This is a genomic window from Pontibacter lucknowensis, from assembly GCF_900156415.1.
Classification (GTDB): Bacteria; Bacteroidota; Bacteroidia; order Cytophagales; family Hymenobacteraceae; genus Pontibacter; species Pontibacter lucknowensis.
This window is the reverse complement of sequence record NZ_FTNM01000004.1, coordinates 169104-189401: the sequence shown is the minus strand read 5'-3', so window position 1 is coordinate 189401 and position 20298 is coordinate 169104. Positions and strand designations below refer to the sequence as shown.

Here is a 20298-nt window from a genome sequence, read left to right as displayed (position 1 = left end):
TTATTAAAACTGGCTATCTCAGCCCCTACAAGATTAGGCTTCGCTATAAAAAAAAATGTATGCAGATCTTACGCAAACAAAAAAAGCACCTACCCCTCTCCGAGATAAGTGCCTGATTTTTTGTGGACCCACCTTAATTCGAACTAGGTCCAATTAGTTTCATTATTTGTTTTAACGTCAAATGTTCATTATTTTTAAATGTTCATTAATAATGAACAAACAAAATACGTGAACATGGCTCCAGAAAGAATAATCAGCTTAGCAATAGAGAACCTAGAGAAGAATACTCCCTTAAGGGCAAAATGGCTCAATCATAAAAGATTGAATGGTCTGAGTGGGACTGTTGCTATTAGTTACAAAGATGATAAGCTTGAGCTACCTGTTGAAATAATGCAGGACTTTAGAGCAAGTCATCTCTTACAGTTAGAGAAATTAGTTAAAGAGCATAAAGGTAATATCATGCTCGTTGCGTACCGCATAGAGCCCAATGCAAAAAAGGAACTTCGGGACCTGGATATTCCCTATCTGGAAAGCAACGGAAACCTATTCATCCATCATAAAAAACTCTTATTTTGGCTGGAACACAGCAAGCCCTTAAAACAGGAAAAAAGCTTGGGCAACAGAGCTTTTACTAAAACGGGTCTTCGAGCTATTTTTCATTTTTTACGCTTCGAAGAAGATATTAACCTCCCATACAGAACCATCGCCGAGATTACAGGCACTGCTCTAGGCAATGTCCCCAATATTCTGAAAGGGCTAAAAGAACAGGGCTTCCTGCTCCCTCTCAACAAAAAGGTGTATAAACTGCAAAACAAAAAGGAATTGCTAAATAGATGGATAATCGGCTATCAGCAAGACCTGAAACCTTCGCTGCATATTGGTACCTTCCGCTTTCTTAAACCAGAAGATTTTACTAACTGGAAGCAACTTCCCCTGAAGAGTGGCCACTCGTGGTGGGGAGGTGAAGCCGGTGCCGATCTATACACAAACTATCTTCAACCGGAGATACTAACAATCTACACACTGGAGAGTAGAAGTGAACTCATTAAGAACTACCGCCTAATTCCGGATTCAAAGGGAAATGTTCATGCATATGAGAAGTTCTGGACTAAGGATGAAGAGTACAAAAACATCGTATCTCCGCTTTTAGTCTATGTCGATTTAATGAGCACAGGAGACAGAAGATGTTTGGAAACAGCAGAAAAAATATACCATGAGTTCTTACAAGACAAACTATAAACGACTACGGCAGAACCCTGAGACAGGAAAAATGTTAGAGGCGCTAGAGCGTGGATTCAGCCGGTTTAACGTTGATTTCTATCTCGTCGGTGCAGTGGCAAGAGATGTGTGGATGCGGGCTATAAATGATATCGCACCTAAGCGTACTACAGGAGACATAGATTTCGCTGTTCTGATCAACCGGCGTGGTGTATATGAAAAACTGAGGGATTACCTAATTGAGAAAGAAGGCTTCCACCCTTATCACCAAAATACGTTCGTGCTCATCTGGAAAAACGGGCAGGAAGTTGACCTGATGCCATTTGGCAGCATTGAGCATGATGGAAAGGTAAAAGTAGAGGGCACTGGGTTAACTACGCTGCACGTAACTGGCTTTAAAGAAGTTTACGAAGCAGGCCTGCCAGAAGTGGAGCTTGAGGACAGCAGTAGGTTTAAGTTTTGCACTATACCTGGTATCGTCCTTTTGAAGCTGATCGCCTGGCATGACCGTCCTGAGGTAAGGGTAAGCGACATACAGGATATCACAGATATCCTGCTTAACTACTTCGAGATGTTCAGCGAGCAAATATTTGATCACCATAGCGATTTGTTTGAAGAAAGCGATGATGAAAACTTTTTGACAAAAGTGGCTGCTCAGACGCTGGGGCGTGAGGTGGGCAGAATAGCAGGAAGAAACAAGACTTTATCGGACAGATTAACACAGATATTGAAGGAGAATACAGAGAGTGTCACCAGCAGCCGGATTGCAGCTATCATGGCCAGCACAACAGGCAGGACAGTGGAAGACTGTACTAAACTACTAAAGTTGGTGCAGAAAGGAATAACTGAAGTAACCTAAAAACAAAAAAAGCACCTACCTCTCCGAGATAAGTGCTTGATTTTCTGTGGGCCCACCTGGAATCGAACCAGGCACCTACTGATTATGAGTCAGTTGCTCTAACCGAATGAGCTATAGGCCCGTTCCCTTAAAAGAATGTGCTTCCTTTGATTTGGGAGTGCAATTCTACATATTTGTAGGGACAATTTCAAATACCAGACCAAAATATTTTCGTGGACCTGACTACTGTTAAAAACATCATCTTCGACCTCGGCGGGGTCATCATCAACATAGATTACCATAAAAGCATACGCGAGCTGGAGCAGTACTGCACCGCGGGCCATACCATCGAGTACAGCCAACGCGCACAGTCTCACCTGTTTGACCTCTTCGAGACCGGCAACAGCAGCCCCGAAGAGTTTCGCCAGCACCTGCGCGAAGCCTACCACCTCGACGCTACCGACGAGCAGATCGACGAGGCCTGGAACGCCATGCTGCTCGATATTCCGGCCGAACGCATTGAGCTGCTCCGCGAGCTGGGCAAGAAATACCGCATCTTCCTGCTCAGCAATACCAATGCCATCCACCTGAAGCGCTTCAACGAGATGGTGGCCCACAGCTTTACCATGCCGAGCCTCGACTCGCTTTTTGAGCAGGCCTATTACTCACACCTGATCGGGCAGCGCAAGCCCGACGCCATCGTGTTTGAGCAGATACTGGAGCAGAACGGCCTGCAGCGCGAAGAGACGCTCTTTATCGACGACAGCATTCAGCACATTGAGAGTGCCCGAAAAGTGGGTCTGCAGACGCTCTTCCTGGAGCCGCCGCTCACCATCAACCAGGTGTTTAAGGATGCGGTTTCCTAAGGGGCAAAACAGGTATAGCCTGCACCTGCTGCTCTTTGTACTCACCCTGATCACGACGACCATTGCCGGGGCCGAATGGCGTTTCGGCAAGTTGTTCTTCTGGGGAGCAGAGGGCTTTTCGTGGACGGGTACATTTACCTGGACCGAACTGGCAGCCGGGCTATACTTCTCTATACCTTTTCTGGGCGTGCTCACGGTGCATGAGTTCGGGCACTACTTCACTGCCAAACATTACCGCGCCAATGTTACGCTGCCTTATTATATCCCGCTGTGGTTTGGCATCACGTCCACCATTGGCACCATGGGCGCTTTCATCCGGATCAGGAGCCGCATCTTCTCCCGACAGCAGTTCTTCGACATAGGTATAGCCGGTCCGTTGGCGGGCTTTGTGGTAGCCATTCCGCTGCTATGGTACGGCTTTACGCACCTGCCCGACCCGGATTTTATCTTCACCATTCACCCGGAGTACCAGCAGTTCGGTCAGGATTATGCCCGGTACGTGTACCAGGGCGAGGGCAATTTCTCGCTCGGCAAGAACCTGCTTTTCCTGTTTTTTGAAAAGTATGTGGCAGACCCGGCGCTGGTGCCCAATGCCTATGAAGTGATCCATTACCCGCTCCTCTTTGCGGGCTACCTGGCGCTGTTCTTCACAGCGCTCAACCTGTTGCCCATCGGCCAGCTGGACGGCGGACACGTGCTCTACGGCCTGATCGGGTACAGGCGCTTCAACCAACTCTCCCCGATCTTCTTCAGTTTTTTTATTCTGTATGCCGGTATGGGCATGATCTCGCCGCACCGCGAACCGCTCTGGGACGATAGCCTGCTGGTGGTACTGGCGCCCTTTGTGTTCTTTGCCTTCCGGGGTATTTTGCACGATAACCGCCACGGCCTGCTTGCTGCGCTGGGGATGCTGCTGGCGCAGTATAGCCTGGCCGAGACCTTCCCGGAGCTGGCAGGCTACATCTGGGCATGGCCGCTGTATGTGCTGTACCTGTTCTTCGTGCTGGAGCCTGCCACCCCAAAACTGAGCTTTACAGCCTACCTGGTGCTGATCGTAGTAGTGGTACAGGTCCTGATCGCCTGGCTATACCCAACTGCCGACGGCTACAGCGGCTGGCTGGTTTTCGGCCTCCTGCTCTCAAGGCTGATGGGCATCTTCCATCCTTCCTGTCCGAATGAGGCGCCGATCACGACCGGACGCAAGGTATTGGGAGTGCTGGCCTTTGTGATCTTTTTGCTGTGCTTCAGTCCGACGCCGTTTGTGATTGAGTAGTCAGAATCTTCACATAGGGCCCCTACCCCAAGGATTTTCAGGATTTAAGGATTAGCAGGATTCTCACTAACGATTAACACACCCCTGCCCCTCTCGAGAGGGGAATTGAGAAAGATTGTCATCCCCCTGCCCCCTTCGAAGGGGGACTTTCTATTACTGCCTCTTCACAGGTATGCGCGCTGTAATTTCGGTACACACCACTGGCAGGTATAGCAAGACTAACTTGCCTCTTGAGCTATGAAACAGACAGCGTAAGCTAGGTGCGCTTTACGACACTCCACTGTTCGAGCGTTCAGCGAGTGGGGGTAGGGGCCCTCTATTTGGAGGGTCTTGATTTTTTTGCTTACTGGGGGTAGGGGCCCTCGATTTTTTCATCAAGGAAAAAAGTGAGGCCCGCCCGGCCAGGGCAAGCTATGAAACAGCACTGGTTGTTATACCTACAGCCGTTACGCCAGTTGCAAACTGGCCCAATATACAACCACAAGTTACGCTAACGCTAAACTTGCGGTATACTGAACAAGAGCGGTGCAAATAACATCTAATAGAAAAAGGGGCCAGAGGCCCCTCTATAGTAGTCACGAGCGCGGACGCTCGCGCCATATCCAAAAATCAAATTATCCCTGGTAGCCAGTAATCCCGCCAAGCAGGTTGCGAACCTGCTTGAAGCCCTGCTGCTGCAAAAAGGCTTTGGCAGATGCTGAACGCATACCGGACTTGCAGTGTACGATTACCTCCAGGTCTTTATAATCCTCTATATCATCCAGGCGCTGCGGTAAAGCACCGAGCGGGATGTTCTGTGCACCTTCAATTTTGGATTCCTGATGTTCCCAGTCCTCGCGAACATCGATGATAACGGGCGTTTCGCCCTTGGCCAATCGTTCCTTGAGTTCCTCGGCCGTAATGTCTGTTGTGATCATAAGTTTATTAGGATGCGTTTGGTAGTAAATGTATGATGGTCGGTTTCAATTCGGATAGTATATAAGCCCGGCGAAAGCTTCGGGAGGCGTACCGGTTCCTGCCATACCGTTGCTTTATGACGCAAAATCTCCCTTCCGGTTACATCGTACATCGAAAAAGAACGGTAAGGTCCGGAGAAATGTAAAATGCCGTTGCTGGGGTTCGGGTATACCTGCAGGTCAGCGTCACGTGCCTCCTCCTCCAGACCCAGTGCCTGACCAGCCATCACAGGGCGTAGCATCACAGCACCTGCATTGACGCTGTCCCGCTGCCAGCCACCTACCACGGTATTGTAAAACAAGCGGCCTGTGGCACCGGCATTGCGGTCAAAGCCAATATTCAGGTAGAGAGTTGCAGGCTGACTGAAGCCGACATAAAAGGTGCCCTCCACCGGAACCGGCTGGCTCAGTTCTATTTCATAAAAGGTGTTGAGTCCCTCGTTCTGTTGCACCGGAAAGGATTGCTCGTGGAGGGTGCGGCCCGGTCGACCGTTGTCGTCAGCCCAGATGCGGAAGACAATAGACACATTGTTATGCCGCACACCTACCTGCGGAAAATGCACCCGGAAAGCACGTACCTGGTCTGCTGTTGCTAGTTCAAAGCGCTGCGCCACCTGGGTATTTCCATAGGTATAGAGACTGCTGTAACCGGCCTCGGCTGTGCCATCGTCCAGGGCGAAGTAGTCACTGAAGGTGGTGCGCTGCAGGGTGCTGTCGTTGGCGCGCTGCCGGGCGTTCTGTTCTTTGGTATCGAGCCAGAAACCATGCTGCAGCACAAAGCCCTCCGGATTGAGGTTGAGGTTGCTGATGCGCGGTGTGGCCGTGATCTGGCGTTGCCGGGCCTGCCCGGGTATAAGGGCTTCTTCGCGCAGGAAGGTATCGGCTGGCGTAACACCTACCTGCTGTATAAAAGCACGCCAGGCAATCGCTCCCGGCAGGTCACCGAGGTTGTTCAGACTGGCGGAGATCTCGTCGCGCAGGTATAGCCCGGGGTTGGCCAGGAACTGACGGGCAGGTACCGCGCTGTAGTCCATGAGCGGCGACACGCTTTCGCTGATGCCGATGTCACGGGTCGTGTTTTGGCCCCGGCGGCGGTTGCGGTCCAGCTCTACGTAGTCGAGGTTCCAGATGTCGCGGATGGAATTGCGGGTGCCCTCTGTTCGGAAGCGGAACTGAAACTCGTCGTGCATAAAGCGCTGCTCCCTCACAGCCACCCAGGCCTGGGCAAACTCCGTTACCTGACCGGGCGCGGTCTGTTGCCATACCTGTGTCCAGGTGCCATTGCTTTCTTTAAACTCCAGCCGCAGCAGACGCGGGTTGTTATTATTCCGCTCCGGCGCACTCCCCTGCCCACCCGACTGCCAGTAAAAGCTCAGGTATACCGAGTCGGCTGGCGTGAGCCCTGCTAACCGGATAGGCTGCGAAGTGAGGGTATCGGTTGGTCCGCCAATGTTGCTGCCGTAGGGGTTGCCCTGTGCATTGAGCCCGTCAAACGTAGCTGCGTTGCGGGTAAGCGGTCGTAGGGCAAAGCGGTTGTTCACGTAAACCCCGCCGTTGATCCAGTAGGCCGGATCGGGCGTGGTGGTAGCACCGGAAAAATCGTCAAAAAAAGGCAGGGACAAGTGATTACTCTCTGTTCGGAGTTGGTATGGGTTTCCGGCAGGTATACGCTGCGGATCCTGTTGCAAGGGCATCAGGACTCCCTGAGCCGAGACTAAAGAGCCACAGCAGAGCAGTACTAGCGTAAACAGAAACTGTCTTATACCCATACCTTTGTTATATAAAATGCGCCCGACACGGTTAGTAGCGGGCGCATCTGTTAGTCTATACCTTGCACTGGCTCTTCGCCGGCTACCCAAAGGTCCACCAGCTCGCCCGTTCTGATCATGGCTTTCACATCAGCGATCGGACGCTGACGAATGATGGTGCCATCCGGCTTGCCGCTGCCTGACACATAAATGATGTTACCCAGCTGTAACTTCTGGCCAACCAGCAGCACCGAAGCCTCGTCGAGCGGCATACCTACCACGTCCGGCACCTCAAATTCAGTGTTACCAAGGCCGTCACCTACGTGCAGGTCTACCACCGCACCCTTTGGTACCTGGTCACCCGGCTGCACCTCTTTGCCGTTCACGAACTGCTTCAGCACAGCACCATGCTGCAGGTCAGGCACGTTCGTGATCTTGCCACGACGCAGGTTGTAGCTCTTCAGGATAAGCTCCGCATTTTTCACCGATCCGTCGATCAGCTTCGGCATCTTGATCATCGGCGGATTTTTCATGTTGATGCTGATATAGATCTTGCGGTTCTCCTTTACTTTGGAGCCCGGTGCAGGATCTTGTGTCAGGATCTCGAAAGGCTTGTACTCCGGATGATAACTCGAGTCGTTTACGAAATAGCGCAGGTTCTGTTCTTCCAGAAACGCCTCAGCATCCGGCAACTGCATACCTGTGATCTTCGGCACCGAAATCGTCTCGCCATGGTTCGTAGCCGACGGCAGGTATAGGTAGAAGAATCCGAAGATCAACCCGGCCACAATCACTCCCATCAAGGCCAGGTGTACCAGCACCCCCACAAATGAATTCGTCTTTAACATTTAATTAATTATTGATTGTTCGCCCCTGTGGGGGCTTTTTGATTTTTGAATTAGTGAATGAGTGAATTGTATCAAATGCATTTTACTCGCTATATCTCAGCACTCTGGCATTACTGTCATTTCGAACAAGGTGAGAAATCTGGATAACTTCATGGTTTCCACGATAACTCAGATTTCTCATTGCATTCGAAATGACAGGTATAGGTTTAACTGGCTAACTTCAAATGTTCCTCGACTTATACCCCTGCAGTTCTTTCACCCGCTCGTTTCTTTCTACTCCAAACGTCAGGATGCGGTCGATGAACTCGTAAGGCTTGTAGCCGTTGATGGCGGTCTGGTGGAAGATACAGGTCGCCGGGGTCATACCTGGCAGGGAGTTCACCTCAATGATGATGGTCTCCACCTCGTCGTTTTCCAGCACGCGCACAAAGGCGTCGATACGGGCATAGCCTTCGATGTTCAGGATCTGGGCTACGCGCTTCAGGTCTTCCTTCACTTTGTCAGAGATTTTCTGGCGGCGCTCCGGGTCCTGTGCATAGCGGGCCGGCGTAATGTTCTGCCCCTCCCCTGCCAAAAACTTCTCTTCCAGCGACAATACCTCACCTTCAGCCAGAGCTTCGGAAGCTTCAAACACCTCGTACGCAACTGTACCGTCTGGTGCATAAGTGGTTAGCAGGCCACCGGTAATTTCCAGGAAGTGCTTCGCGCCGTTCTTGCTGATGAGTGTTTCTACCAGGAAGCCCTGCTTGTTCGGGAATTCCTCCTTGAAGCCCAGCGACAGCGTTCTGGCGCATTCCGTATCCAGTTCTTCCATCTCCCGGAAGATCAGGGTCGTAAAAGCATCCAGCTCTGCTCGGTTCTTGATCTTTTTCACAGCCGAGCTACAGCCATCGTCCGCTGGCTTGGCAATGAACGGATAGCGGAACTCAGTTTCCAGACTCTGGTAGAAAGCCTCTTTATCTTTCAGCCAATCGTCTTTCCAGGCCATGCGGTGATGCGCTACCGGCACGCCGTGTTTGGCAAGGATTTCGTTGGTGTCGTATTTGTTGATCGTGATCTGCGAAGAGCTGATGCCGGACCCGTTGTAAGGTATAGCCAGTTTCTCGAGTTCCTGCTGCAGGGCTCCATCCTCGCCCGGACGACCGTGCAAGGCGATGAACACCGCATCCACCATGTTCTGCAACTGGCTGTAAGTGATGCGCTGTGGCTCGTCAAGGCTCTTACCGGTATACTTGCGGGTGATGCTTTCGGCCTCGCTGATAATTTCCTGCAGCACCGGATGCGGTTTGCCACCGTGCTCAAAATGCTGGATCTTCTCTTTGATGTCGTCGGCATTGTCCTTCAGCATGATGTTGATCGGAATGCTGTACAGACGATGCTCCTCGTTGCTACCTGTCAGGAAGATCGGCAGCGGCTCGTATTTGGTAGACGAAGAAAGCTTTTCGTAAATGTTACGACCGCTCTCCACGGAAATGTGTCTTTCAGAGGAATAACCACCCATGATCACCCCCACCCGGATCTTGTCGTGGCGGTGGGCGTTCTCCTCACGGATGGCATTGTCGAGTTGGCTTAACAGTCTCGTCAACGTCACGGTGTCCTTACCTGACTTCAGGCGCTCGGCCACCGACGTACGGATGATGTAGGTCAGGAACTGCGAAGGGTTCAAGCCGATCTCAGCCGCCTGGTGGAAGAAGAACGACGACGGCAGCATCCCTGACGTCGTGTTCGGGTCGTTCAGGAAGATATTGCCTTCCTCAGTGATGAAGCCGTCGAGACGGGCATACACGTTGAAGCCCAGATTGACAAACAGCTTGCTGCAGGCCTTACGAATTTCCTGAATCTGCCCACTTGGCAGGTTGATCGGCGTGATCTTACGCGCCAGACCCGGCAGGTACTTGGAACGATAATCAAACACCTCGCTGCCCTTCACGATCTCAGTCGGCGGCAAAGCGATCGGCGCACCAGTCTCGTCCTGCACCACGATACATGAGAACTCACGTCCGCTGATGAAAGCCTCTACCAACACCTGCTGCTCATGCTCCACACTTGTCAGCACGATCGTCTCGGTATCAGTCGTAGCGAAGGTATGGTTGATATGGTTCAATAGCTCTTCCGGGTGGTACAGGATGGTGCCATCTTCGAGCACAACCGGCATGCCAATGCCTTCGCGGATATCCACGAGTTGCTTCATACTAGCTACCTGCTTCTCCTCACCCAGCGCCTGCCATTGCGCTTTGTAGATGTTCTTGGTAAAGAAACTACGGTCCATGCCCTGCTCAAAGAGCTCGTAGTTGTGCTCCTTCACAATGGAAACGCCAATAGAAGAACCCTGATGCGGCGCCTTGAGCACTAGCGGCAGACCCAAGTCGGCTACCAGCGACTCGAACAGCTGCTTGCGGTTGTTAACATCTTTCCACTCCACGTACTGCACCTTGCAGTAATCCGGCGTCGGGAAGCCATGCTGCTTGAGCATTTCCTTCTGTGCGGCTTTGTCTATACCTATGGAAGATGGCAGTATACCTGATCCGGAGTACGGAATATGGTACCACTCGAGCAATCCCTGAATGCTGCCATCCTCACCATAAGGTCCATGCAGCGCCAGGAAAGCGAAGTCGAAGTGGTTCTTGAACTCGTGCGGCAACAGGCGCTTGCCGGCTTTGGCGATGATGCGGTCCTGCTCCTCGATGCTCAGTTCGCCCAGCGACTCCAGGTAGATCTGCAGTCCGTGCTCACTCTCCGGCAGGGCCTCCACCGGCGGGTAGAAGTCACGGATGGTGCCTTTGTAGATGTACTGCCAGTCCAGCAAAATGAAGTTACCGAGGCTGTCGGCAAACACCGGAACGGCCTCAAAAAGGGCTTTGTCTAAATTGTCGTACACGGTACGGCCGCCTGCGAAAGAGATCTCACGCTCACGGGACGGTCCGCCAAATATTATTCCTACTCTCATGGTATGCAAAGGTAACAAATACACTCAGTATTTTAAGGGGCAAAAGATACAGGATGCAATTGGAAATACATAGCGAAATCGGGATTTATGATGCCCGGTATAGGTATAACGGTGGAGATGGGGTGGAAATTCAATGTTTAACCAAGGGAGGAGTAGTTTGACTTGCTGCCGGCTGGGAGTATCGTGGCGCGAGTTGCCTATCGCAATATGTTATGGCGCGAGCGTTCTCGCTCGTGACTTGCTATGGTAGGGCCTCTGGCCCAGTATAACTGCTCTTTCTAGCGTAGCGGCGGTTGTTGCAGGTATAGCAACCGGTGCTGTTTCATAGCTTGCCCTGGCCGGGCGGGCCTTATGCCTACCGCCAACACCCCTCTGGCTCCCCTCAAGGGGAGAACTTGGCTATTGCTATGTCTAATGGTGGTGCCATGAACTGACCATATAATGTAGAACTTAACAGCCCTGCCTTCTAAGGGGGCAGGGGGATGACAATCGTTCTCAATTCCCCTGTTATTGACAAGCAAGGGTCAAGAGCCCTCTATTCGCGAGAAATCTAAAATAGTCCGCTGTTCTCAAAGAATGAAGATCTCTCCATTCTGTCGAGATGACAGTGAAGAATCGTTATTCCTTGAGTTGAAAGCATCTGTGGCTAGGGGTGGTTGGGCCCGGTATCTGTGAAAATCCTGTTAATCCTAAAATCCTGAAAATCCTGATTCAGACAAATACCCTTTTCACTATATTTGTACACCCAATTGCGCATACCGGAAACAAAAACTCCGTAAAAACGAAAAACGAGTAAGACTAACGAAAAAGACAAATCATGAGAACTGTAGACGCGTATAACTTTGCCGGCAAGAAGGCGCTTGTCCGGGTGGACTTTAATGTTCCGCTGGATGCTGACTACCGCATTACCGATGACACCCGTATCCGTGCGGCCGTGCCGACTATCCAGAAAATATTGAACGATGGCGGTGCTGTCATCCTGATGTCGCACCTGGGCCGCCCGAAAGCCGGACCGGAAGAGAAATACTCCCTGCGTCACCTCGTGGATCGTCTTTCACAGGAATTCAACACTACTGTTAAGTTTGCTACTGACTGCATAGGCCCTGAGGCGGCACAACTGGCACAAGACCTGCAGCCAGGTGAAATCCTGTTGCTCGAGAACCTTCGTTTCCACAAGGCTGAGGAAAAAGGTGATCCGGAATTTGCACAACAACTGGCCAGTATAGGTGATGTTTATGTGAATGATGCCTTTGGTACCGCACACCGAGAGCACGCTTCTACAGCCGTGATCGCCCGCTATTTCCCGAACGACAAGGTAATGGGTTACGTGATGCATGCTGAACTCGACAATGCCCGCCGCGTGATGGACAATGCCGAACGTCCTTATACCGCTATTATGGGTGGTGCCAAAATATCTGACAAAATTCTGATCATCGAGAAGCTGATGGACCGCGTGGACAACCTGCTGATCGGTGGTGGCATGAGCTATACCTTCGTGAAGGCTGATGGCGGACAGATCGGTTCATCGCTGGTGGAGGAAGATAAAGTAGAACTTGCTGCACGCCTCATCGCGATGGCCAAAGAAAAAGGTGTGAACCTGATGATCCCTGTTGACTCCATCATCGCCGATGAGTTCAGCAACGACGCCAACGTGGACACCTCCCTAAGCCACCATATCAAGCCGATGTGGATGGGCCTTGACATCGGACCAAACGCCCGCGAAATGTATGCTGATGTGATTCGCAACTCGAAAACGATCTTGTGGAATGGCCCGATGGGAGTGTTCGAGATGTCGAACTTCTCAGTAGGAACTGAAGCCGTGGCTGAAGCAGTGGTAGATGCAACCCGCCGTGGTGCTTACTCGCTGATCGGTGGTGGTGACTCTGCCGCTGCTGTAAACCAGCTGGGCTATGCCGACCGCGTGTCTTACGTGTCGACTGGTGGCGGTGCGCTGCTGGAGTACATGGAAGGCAAGACCCTGCCAGGTGTGGCCGCCATTGAGCGTGACGACTATTAATCTAATAAAACTAACGCGCTAGTTAAACCGTCTCCTGACACCCTCGCTCGCGTCTCGCGAGCGAGGGCAGTAGGCATAGAACAAGCAAGAACACTATTAACTCAAGAAATCCCCCGCTGCTTTTCAGTAGCGGGGGATTTTGCTAAACAGCAGCCAGCATCTGATCTCACAGTACTTGCTGTTTCCACTGAATTTACACCTGATTACATTGGTCCTTTTTAAGCTCTGAAGACCAGATGAACTCCATAAGAGCCAGAGACTAAACATGAAAATTTATACCCTATTGCTGGCGCTTTTGCTGGCATGTCCTGTTGCAACTGTTGCCCAGACTCAAGAAAGCAATCAGCCACTGTTCAACTTCAAACGCGGTGTTGGCCTTGTGACTCCGGACAGCTCCTTCTCGATCAACATGCGGTTTCGTGTGCAAAGCCGGGCCATGTATAACTCCATTGCAAAGGACGATTTTGGAGTGTCAGAATATGAAATGCGGGTGCGCCGTCTGCGTCTGCGCTTCGAGGGTTTTATGTACTCTCCCAAACTGACCTATAACATACAACTCTCTTTCTCGCGCGGCGACATGGACTGGAGCATGCGCGACCAATCCAACATCAACACCAGCCCTAATGTGGTGCGCGATGCCGTGGTATACTACCGGCCTAACGAAAACTGGCAATTCGCTTTCGGACAGACCAAACTTCCTGGCAACCGACAGCGTGTGATCTCTTCCGGTGATCAGCAGTTCATCGACCGCTCCATCGTGAATGTGGCCTTTAACGTTGACCGTGACTTTGGTTTTCAGGCGGTGTATAGCAATCAGTTCGGGGGTTTCCACTATATGCTCAAAGGTGCTCTGACGGCTGGTGAGGGTCGCAACGTGTTCTCGACTGACAAAGGTCTGGCCTATACCGGGCGCTTGGAGCTCCTACCCTTTGGCAAGTTCACCAACGGAGGCGATTATTTTGAAGGCGACCTGGAGCGTGAACCGACCCCAAAACTTTCCCTGGCAGGTGGTATGAGCCATAACGAAGGTGCCCGCCGCACGGGTGGCCAGATCGGTCGTGACCTGTACGAGCAGACGGACATTCAAACCTATATTTTTGATGGTCTGCTCAAGTACAGAGGGATGGCCCTTTATGCCGAATATATGGCGCGGGAGGCAGACAACCCGATCACGCTCAATGCTGCAGGCGATCGACGCCACATCCTGACCGGCCGTGGACAAAATTACCAGTTGAGCTATATCTTCCCGAACAATGTGGAGCTGGCAGGTCGCTACTCCCGCATAACACCCAACCAGGAAGTGCGCTCTCTGGAAAACACCGAAGAGGCCTACCTGGCGGGCGTAACCAAATACCTGCGGGCACACCGCCTTAAGTTACAGGCTAATGTGGGCTACCACTCCTTCAATCCTTTCCTGCCCGTGAACAACGACTATCACTGGACGACTGGTGTGCAGGTCGAACTGGGGATATAGGTCACGAACAGGTATAGCAGCCTTCGGCTAATTAAATTGCGTATTCAGGATAATGTATGGAACTTGCGAGCCCTAACACTTGCGTATGGAAGAACAGAAAAACAATCCCCTGCACGGCAAAACAATGGAGCGCATCCTGGTGCAGCTCGTAGACTATTATGGCTGGGAAGAGCTAGGTTATAAGATCAACATCAATAGTTTCAACAACAACCCGAGCATCAACTCCAGTTTAAAGTTTTTGCGCAAAACACCCTGGGCAAGGCAGAAAGTAGAGGAGCTCTACATCAGAACCTTCAGCTAGGACCTTACGAAAGCGATCGATATGAAAGACTACAAAAAATATTATATCATTCCGGCTGCCCCTGAGGAGGTGTATGTGGCCCTGACCAACCCCAGCACTATTCAGCTATGGACAGGCGACCCGGCAGAGATGTCGACGGAGCCGGGCTCGGAGTTTTCGCTTTTTGAGGGTAACATCGTAGGCAGGAATCTGGAGTTTGAGGAAGGCAAAATGATCGTGCAGGAGTGGTATTTCGGCGAACAGACAGACAAGTCGATTGTCACCATTAAGCTGCACCCACACAAACATGGCACCTCCGCCGAGCTGCGCCACCTCAACATCCCTGACGAGGACTATGATGACATCGTGGAAGGCTGGAACGAAGCGTACTTCGGTGCCCTGATCGAGTTTTACGAGGATGAGTTTTAGGCTTTGAGTTTCCTAGAAGTATCCGGTATCCAGGTGGATGAAGACGGCCATACCGTGCTGCACGACATCAGCTTTGAGCAGGGCGAGTACGAGAAAATTGCGATAGCAGGCGAAACCGGGTCCGGCAAAAGCACGCTGCTGCAAACCATTGCTGGATTGGTGCAGGCCAGCGCCGGTCAGATCACGTTTGAAGGCAAACGCGTGATCGGTCCGCACGACAAGCTGGTGCCGGGTCATGAAGGCATCGCCTATTTGTCGCAGCACTATGATCTGCCGCAATTTCTGAGAGTGGAGCAGGTGCTGCGCTACGCCAACATGCTGCAGGGCGACGAAGCCGAAACCTTGTACGAGGTATGCCGCATCAGTCATCTGAAGCAGCGCAAGACCAACCAGCTTTCAGGCGGGGAGCGGCAGCGCATTGCCCTGGCTCGCCTGCTCAGTACCTGGCCCAGTCTGCTGCTGCTCGACGAGCCTTACTCTAACCTCGACAAAGGCCACAAGGAATTACTCAAAGAGGTTATCCACGACATCACCGAGCGGCTTGCCATTACCTGCATCCTCATTTCCCACGACCCGCACGACACGCTCTCCTGGGCCGACCGCATTCTCGTGATCAAAGGCGGCCGGATCATCCAGCAAGGCACACCCGAGCAGGTATACCACCACCCAACCGATACTTATACCGCTGGTCTTTTTGGTAGCTTCAACCTGATCCCTGCTGAGGCGGCTTCTGAATTCGTAGCCAAGCTAGGTATAGCACCTCAGGGCCGTGACATACTGGTTCGTCCGGAACACATTCGGTTTGTAAGCGAAGCCGCTGGCTCTTTGACTGGCACCGTGCAAAAAATCACATTTTACGGTGGATTTTACGACGTGCAGATACAACTCTCGGGCACCAGCATCAATGTAAGAACACAAGCTATACCTGCCGCTACCGGCGAGAAGGTATACCTGACTGTTGAACTGGAGCAGATTAGTTTTGTCTGATCAGGAATAGCCTCAGTCTACTATACTCCCATTTGACATTTCCCGCTCCCGCAGCACCCGTGCCGTTACCAGCAGCTGCCCCACATGGCGCATGCTATGTTCCGCGGCGTGAAAAAGCAGACCCATCACCGTGGACTCTACCTGTGCACGTCCTACCCTTCGGCTTTCGGTCAGGCTGTTTTCATCAGTCTGCCGTAATTGGTCCATGGCCTTATCTACCTGCTCGTTAAACTTCTGCACCAGCGTTTCGGACTGCTTGTCCTCCCCTACCGGTTTGCCTTCGGCATACAGATAGGCCAGTTGGGGCTCGCTTAACTGCTCACCACGGGCATAGGCAAAGAGCCGCTCCAATATGCCGGTGAGGTGCTGCAGGTGATAGCCCACCGAAGCCACTCCGGCAGGTCGCTCCCAGAGCAGGTCGTCCGGGAAGTCCTGCATAAAACTTCCGACTTCTTCGCGGGCTTGCAGCAGCGCATGGGCTACTGGCTGCAGCAAAGCAGGTACGTCAGGCAGCGGACCGCGCAGCCATACTTCAAGGTTTTTGGTCTGTGTCATAAAATTAGGTTTAGGGTATACTCCTTGGTTTAAGCAGCTGCGGCAGGTCTTCCCGACCTCAGCTCACATGCACGACAACCTTGCCGCGTGTTTTGCGGGTCTCTAACTGCTGGTGCGCCCTGGCCATGTCTGCAAAGTCATATACGTGCGACACATGTGCCTGCAGCCGTCCCTGGCTCATCAGGTCAGCAATCTTAGCCATATCTTCGCCGCTGGAATGCACGAGGTAATTCTTTGCCTCGATGTTGCGCTCTTTTGCCAGCGCCTGCACCTGCTCTTTGGCACCCCCAAGTATGGAGATGATCTTGCCCCCGTCTTTCAGCGTCTGGAGGGAGCGGCGCGTGTTTTCCTCTCCGAGCGAGTCGAACACGATATCAATGTCCATCACCACGTCTTCTACCTTGAAATCGTGGTAGTCGATCTGCTCGTCAGCCCCCATGTTGCGTAGAAAATCGTGGTTCTCAGCTGAGGCCGTTCCGATTACGGAAGCGCCGAAATACTTGGCGATCTGCACCGCGAAATGGCCTACCCCTCCCGCAGCGGCATGAATGAGCACACGTTGACCAGGCTGAATACCGGCCTCGTGCACCAGCACCTGCCAGGCCGTGAGAGCCGCCAGGGTGGCAGCCGCTGCCTCGTGGTGCGGCACATTAGCCGGCTTATGCGCCAGATGTGCCTCCGGTGCCGCCACATACTCGGCATAGGCTTTTCCGTGTCCCGGGAAATTTACCATCCCGAACACTTCGTCACCAGGTTTAAAATACTGCACCTCTTCCCCTACTTCCACTACTTCACCCGAAATATCCCAACCCAGAATAACGGGCGGTGTCTCCTTCAGCTTGTCGTAAAGCGACTTGCCTTCCCTGGTTTTGGTATCGACAGGATTTATACTCAAAGCCCTGACTTTTACTAACACCTCGTTTTTATCTGGCTTGGGTCGGTCCGTTTCTTCCAATTGTAATTTGTCTGGCCCTCCCGGTTCATGTAAAATGTATGCTTTCATAGTTTAAAAATCTTATCCTGTACCAAGATTATTTTAAACTGAAGCCAGAGCAAAAAGTTGTACCGACAGGTATAGGAGTCTCCGTAATGTACCTGACATTTGCAGCTGCAGCAGATTATACCTAATATGCATACGCAATAAACTCAAACAATAAACCTATGCCAGCATACATTATAGTAGAGGTGGAAGTAAAAGATCCTGCCACTTACGAAGATTACAAAAAACTAACACCGGGCTCCCTAAAACCATTTGACGGCAAGTTCATCGTGCGCGGTGGCGCTACGGAGCTACTGGAAGGTGAGCAGGAGCCACAGCGCATCGTGATCCTGGAATTCCCAACCATGGAAAAAGCCAAAGCCTGGTGGTCGTCAGAAGAATACGCCCCGGCCAAAGCTCTGCGCCAAAGCGCCTCTAGCACACGCATGATCGCGGTGGAGGGATTTTAAGCTTTTCCTGTCATTTCGACCTTTGGGAGAAATCTGAAACATGGCTTAGGCCTTGAAATCATTCAGATCTCTCCTATTGTCGGGATGACAGATTAAACAAATTGTTCCTTAGACTGAAATTGGAGATAGAGACAGATTACGAATCTAACTTCTTTTTATCGCGCCGATTCAGATAGTCCAGCGCCTCTTTCACAGAGATAAGGTCGTTGCGGTCGTGGTAGCAGCGGATGCGCTCCATCTCACCGGCGATGAGCCCGGCGCGGGTGTCTTCGAGCTTGCCCTGCGAATGGGTCACTTCCTCCTGCCAGGGCATGGGCTTGCCTGGCAGACTGTACAGGTATAGTGACGGGTGCTCCCGCAGTGCAGCGGTGATGGCTGTCATAAAAGCACGTGGCTGTTGGAACGGAGCAGCCGTTACCACCATTCTTTTATAGCCCTGCTCCCTGGCATAGCGCACTGCCGAAGTAGCCTCGATCAGGGTATGGAGCATCTCTGTATCTTCGGGCACGGGCGGCACAGGTATAATTTGCTCCGCTCCTATACCTAGCTTTTTCATCTCCTCTTTCCATACCTCAAATCCGGGGTAGCCGCTCATGGCTTTGGTTCCGAGGCAGAGCACCTTATCGGTGCGGCCGCTTTGTAAAAACTGATGGGCTGTTTCAAAGGCCGCCTGCTGATTGTCTTCGGTCTGGCCGAACAGAAACAAACCGTCTACCGGCTCTTCAGGTATTGTATCGCAAAGTGCGCGAATGATGAGTTCTTCTATCATAGCTCCGCTTATACGCAATGTAAATGGGCAAGGTATATCCCCACAAAATTGCCTAATTTTGTACATGATCAAAAAATACCTGCTACCTCTCACCATCCTTTTATTTAGCAGCATCCCTGCCATGAGCCAAAGCAAACCTGAAACGCCTGCCGTTGTAAAACCGGTAGAGCTGCAATTGAAAGGCTACAACAGCCGCGACATTGATCTGTTTGCCAGCGCCTTCAGCGACACCGTGAAGGTATACCGCCAGCCCGGCGTGCTCACCTACCAGGGCCGCGACGAACTGCACAAGCGCTACGGCGCCATGTTCTCCAGCACCCCGGACCTGCACTGCGAAATCGTGAACCGCATTGTGGCAGGCGACGTGGTGATCGACCAGGAGAAGGTGCAGCGAAAAAAAGGTGAACCGCGCACCGACGCCATAGCCGTATACCGCGTAAAGGATGGCTTGATCGTAGAGGTGACTTTTATACCGCCTTACAATACCCAATAAATGACGAACCAGATAGACAGTATCATATTTGACCTGGACGGCACCCTCTGGGATGCTGCCCAGACCGTGGCCAAAGCATGGAGCGCCGCCCGCCAGAAAGTTGACTTTGAGATACAGGAGATCACACCTGACAAGATCCGCTCCATTGCCGGCACGCAGCACAACCTGATCTTTGATATGCTTTTCCCGCACCTGGACCAGGCTCAGCGCCAGGAACTGATGGAAGTGAGTGGTAAAGAAGAAATGGCCCATATCCGCGCGCATGGAGGCGACTTGTACGAGGGCCTGGAAGAAACCCTGCAGTACCTGCACGGCAAGTACCGCCTCTTTATCGTGAGCAATTGCCAGGACGGCTACATCGAGGCTTTTCTGGAGCGGCACGACCTGGGCAGGTACTTCGGTGACTTCGAGTGCTCCGGCCGTACTGGTGACCCGAAGGATGTGAACCTGAAAGCCATCGTGGAACGCAACAACCTGCAGGCACCTGTGTATGTAGGTGACACCCCCGGTGATCTGGATGCCGCCCGGAAAGCGGGCGTTCCGTTTATACACGCCGGTTACGGCTACCGCGAAGTGGATGAGTATGAGCACCGCCTGGAGCGCATCAATGATCTGACCACGCTTTTCTAGCAGCTCCGCTATGATCTATGAAGCCCAGCCTGAGGATATTGATGAGTTCTACGAGCTCTGGTGCCTGCTGCTCGATCTGCATCAGCCCCACCATGCCGTATTCCGCTTTAAGCCGGGCAGCGAGCAGGCTCTGAAGGCAGAGCTGCTCCACCGCCTCAAGGACAAAAGCACCCGGGTGTTTGTGTACCAGGATGCGGATACCTGGGCAGGTATGCTGGTAGCCAGTCTACGGCCCGGCTCGGCAGGCTTCAAGCTATCCAGCAAAGGTTACATTGGCGAGACGGTGGTGCGTGCCGGATATCGGGGCAAAGGCATCGGCAAGGAATTGTTTGAGGCCGCCCGCAAATGGCTCAGCGACCGGGGAGCCGATCACCTCGAGCTCCAGGTGTCGGTGCAAAACCCGAAGGCCATCCGCTTCTGGGAATCACTGGGCTTCACCCCCTCTACACAGCACATGGTGCTGCCTCTGCAGGAGCCGGGAAATTCGAGAAAAAACTAAGCCGGAACCGAAAACTGAAGCT

Annotated in this window: 20 protein-coding genes and 1 tRNA gene; 13 read left to right on the top strand and 8 right to left on the bottom strand. The window is 52.3% G+C overall.

From position 1 onward, the window contains the following. The first annotated feature begins 234 nt into the window (after positions 1 to 234). Together BW972_RS13935 and BW972_RS13930 are read left to right on the top strand one after the other, a co-directional pair. Positions 235 to 1239: a type IV toxin-antitoxin system AbiEi family antitoxin gene (locus BW972_RS13935; protein ID WP_076422712.1), complete on the top strand. Its 1005-nt coding sequence runs from the start codon at positions 235 to 237 to the stop codon at positions 1237 to 1239. Then, the gene (locus tag BW972_RS13930) at positions 1214 to 2077 is read left to right on the top strand and encodes a nucleotidyl transferase AbiEii/AbiGii toxin family protein (protein WP_076422578.1); all 864 of its coding nucleotides are present in this window, start codon (positions 1214 to 1216) and stop codon (positions 2075 to 2077) included. Before BW972_RS13935 ends, BW972_RS13930 begins: the two co-directional genes overlap by 26 nt. A gap of 47 nt (positions 2078 to 2124) precedes the next feature. Here BW972_RS13930 and BW972_RS13925 read toward each other — a convergent pair. Continuing rightward, positions 2125 to 2198, bottom strand: a tRNA-Ile gene (locus BW972_RS13925). 91 nt (positions 2199 to 2289) lie between these two features. Between BW972_RS13925 and BW972_RS13920 the strand changes: the two genes are divergently transcribed. After that, positions 2290 to 2922, top strand: coding sequence for an HAD family hydrolase (locus tag BW972_RS13920; RefSeq protein WP_076422577.1), 633 nt, complete (start codon positions 2290 to 2292; stop codon positions 2920 to 2922). Beyond that, on the top strand, positions 2909 to 4195 hold the full coding sequence (locus BW972_RS13915; protein WP_076422576.1) for a site-2 protease family protein: 1287 nt from the start codon (positions 2909 to 2911) through the stop codon (positions 4193 to 4195). The genes BW972_RS13920 and BW972_RS13915 overlap by 14 nt, the downstream gene beginning before the upstream one ends. Before the next feature lie 614 nt (positions 4196 to 4809). Here the strand turns inward: BW972_RS13915 and BW972_RS13910 are convergent. The 4 genes from BW972_RS13910 to BW972_RS13895 form a co-directional block, all read right to left on the bottom strand. Further along, positions 4810 to 5112: a rhodanese-like domain-containing protein gene (locus BW972_RS13910; protein WP_007654834.1), complete on the bottom strand. Its 303-nt coding sequence runs from the start codon at positions 5110 to 5112 to the stop codon at positions 4810 to 4812. Further along, a complete protein-coding gene (locus tag BW972_RS13905) occupies positions 5109 to 6920 on the bottom strand; it encodes a T9SS type A sorting domain-containing protein (RefSeq protein WP_076422575.1) in 1812 nt (603 codons plus the stop codon). Before BW972_RS13905 ends, BW972_RS13910 begins: the two co-directional genes overlap by 4 nt. Positions 6921 to 6970: 50 nt before the next feature. Continuing rightward, entirely contained in the window at positions 6971 to 7747 is a 777-nt protein-coding gene (locus BW972_RS13900; RefSeq protein WP_040573912.1) for a PASTA domain-containing protein, read from the bottom strand. A 220-nt stretch (positions 7748 to 7967) separates the two neighbouring features. Beyond that, positions 7968 to 10694 carry a D-alanine--D-alanine ligase family protein gene (locus BW972_RS13895; RefSeq protein WP_076422574.1) on the bottom strand — a complete coding sequence of 909 codons (2727 nt, stop codon included), beginning with the start codon at positions 10692 to 10694 and terminating at the stop codon, positions 7968 to 7970. A gap of 817 nt (positions 10695 to 11511) precedes the next feature. Here BW972_RS13895 and BW972_RS13890 point away from each other — a divergent pair. The 5 genes from BW972_RS13890 (at position 11512) to BW972_RS13870 (ending at position 15881) form a co-directional block, all read left to right on the top strand. Continuing rightward, complete coding sequence (locus BW972_RS13890; protein ID WP_007654840.1) at positions 11512 to 12711, top strand: phosphoglycerate kinase; 1200 nt, start codon at positions 11512 to 11514, stop codon at positions 12709 to 12711. A gap of 265 nt (positions 12712 to 12976) precedes the next feature. Beyond that, positions 12977 to 14185 (top strand): porin, encoded by a 1209-nt coding sequence (locus BW972_RS13885; RefSeq protein ID WP_007652400.1) that lies wholly within the window; start codon positions 12977 to 12979, stop codon positions 14183 to 14185. An 85-nt stretch (positions 14186 to 14270) separates the two neighbouring features. After that, positions 14271 to 14486, top strand: coding sequence for a VF530 family protein (locus BW972_RS13880; protein WP_076422573.1), 216 nt, complete (start codon positions 14271 to 14273; stop codon positions 14484 to 14486). Positions 14487 to 14507: 21 nt separating this feature from the next. Continuing rightward, positions 14508 to 14894, top strand: a complete 387-nt coding sequence (locus BW972_RS13875; RefSeq protein WP_007652404.1) for an SRPBCC domain-containing protein — start codon at positions 14508 to 14510, stop codon at positions 14892 to 14894. A 3-nt stretch (positions 14895 to 14897) separates the two neighbouring features. After that, complete coding sequence (locus tag BW972_RS13870; RefSeq protein WP_076422572.1) at positions 14898 to 15881, top strand: ABC transporter ATP-binding protein; 984 nt, start codon at positions 14898 to 14900, stop codon at positions 15879 to 15881. Positions 15882 to 15893: 12 nt separating this feature from the next. On the opposite strand, the gene BW972_RS13865 is transcribed toward BW972_RS13870, so the two are convergent. Next, complete coding sequence (locus BW972_RS13865) at positions 15894 to 16436, bottom strand: DinB family protein (RefSeq protein WP_076422571.1); 543 nt, start codon at positions 16434 to 16436, stop codon at positions 15894 to 15896. Between the two features lie 58 nt (positions 16437 to 16494). Next, positions 16495 to 17439, bottom strand: a complete 945-nt coding sequence (locus BW972_RS13860; protein WP_076422570.1) for an NADP-dependent oxidoreductase — start codon at positions 17437 to 17439, stop codon at positions 16495 to 16497. Positions 17440 to 17597: 158 nt separating this feature from the next. Here BW972_RS13860 and BW972_RS13855 point away from each other — a divergent pair, with 158 nt between their 5' ends. Further along, positions 17598 to 17885 (top strand): DUF1330 domain-containing protein, encoded by a 288-nt coding sequence (locus tag BW972_RS13855; protein ID WP_076422569.1) that lies wholly within the window; start codon positions 17598 to 17600, stop codon positions 17883 to 17885. A gap of 136 nt (positions 17886 to 18021) precedes the next feature. On the opposite strand, the gene BW972_RS13850 is transcribed toward BW972_RS13855, so the two are convergent. Continuing rightward, positions 18022 to 18654, bottom strand: a complete 633-nt coding sequence (locus tag BW972_RS13850; RefSeq protein ID WP_007652417.1) for a YdcF family protein — start codon at positions 18652 to 18654, stop codon at positions 18022 to 18024. Between the two features lie 121 nt (positions 18655 to 18775). Here BW972_RS13850 and BW972_RS13845 point away from each other — a divergent pair, with 121 nt between their 5' ends. Genes BW972_RS13845 through BW972_RS13835 form a run of 3 tightly spaced genes read left to right on the top strand, consistent with a single transcriptional unit; the run spans position 18776 to position 20276 of the window. Further along, complete coding sequence (locus BW972_RS13845; RefSeq protein WP_234986388.1) at positions 18776 to 19147, top strand: nuclear transport factor 2 family protein; 372 nt, start codon at positions 18776 to 18778, stop codon at positions 19145 to 19147. Then, entirely contained in the window at positions 19148 to 19777 is a 630-nt protein-coding gene (locus BW972_RS13840; protein WP_007652420.1) for an HAD family hydrolase, read from the top strand. Between the two features lie 10 nt (positions 19778 to 19787). After that, positions 19788 to 20276 carry a GNAT family N-acetyltransferase gene (locus BW972_RS13835; protein ID WP_076422567.1) on the top strand — a complete coding sequence of 163 codons (489 nt, stop codon included), beginning with the start codon at positions 19788 to 19790 and terminating at the stop codon, positions 20274 to 20276. Positions 20277 to 20298 lie beyond the last annotated feature (22 nt).